Below are 601 nucleotides of genomic sequence, written 5' to 3'. Positions count from 1 at the left end.
GGCGCAAGCTGCTACGCACCGTGTACACCCCGGCCCCGGCGGGGGTGGGAGCATGATCCAGCTGCTTGCCGCCTCCCACCAGCTTCCAGGTCATGTGCCTGGCGGCGATGCTTGACGCCGGACTGCTGCCGCCGGCCGAGCGCCGCATCCTGGTGCTGGCCAACGGCTCAATGGCCCCGGAGCTGACGGTGCCGCTCGATGAGGTGCCCGGCTTCCCGGCCTGGCCGAGCGTTTCGATGCCGTCGTGGACTTCGGGGCGCTGATCGCCCCGCGCCGGGTCGGGGCCTTCAACCGCGCACCGAGGAACTGGTGACCTTCGAGCGCCTGCTGCGCACCGCCTGGGGCCTGGGCCGCGAACCGGTGCACCTGGTGCTCGAGTCGATCCAGGTCAATCCGTCCCAGGCGCTGGCCCGGATCTTCCACGACGCACCCATCACCGTGCATTCCGATGGCCTGATGTCCTACGGCCCCACCCGCAGCAGGCTGCCGCGCCCGATCGCCCAGCGGATCGCCGGCACCTGCCATGTGGATCTGGTGCCGGGGCTGCGCCCGCTGCTGCTTCACGAGCTGTGTCCACGGCGCACCGTGGTGCCGCTGCCGG

1 protein-coding gene and 1 pseudogene are annotated in these 601 nt (G+C 71.5%); both read left to right on the top strand.

What is annotated here, in order from left to right:
- Positions 1-107: 107 nt before the first annotated feature.
- Positions 108-263, top strand: coding sequence for a hypothetical protein (locus tag JCM19049_RS16955; RefSeq protein ID WP_279403500.1), 156 nt, complete (start codon positions 108-110; stop codon positions 261-263).
- Positions 264-309: 46 nt separating this feature from the next.
- A pseudogene (locus JCM19049_RS16950) lies at positions 310-601 on the top strand (hypothetical protein); the annotation flags it as partial.

The sequence above is a fragment of the Arthrobacter sp. JCM 19049 genome, from assembly GCF_001310435.1.
The sequence above is the reverse complement of the archived record's forward strand: the minus strand, read 5'-3'. Positions and strand labels throughout refer to the sequence as shown.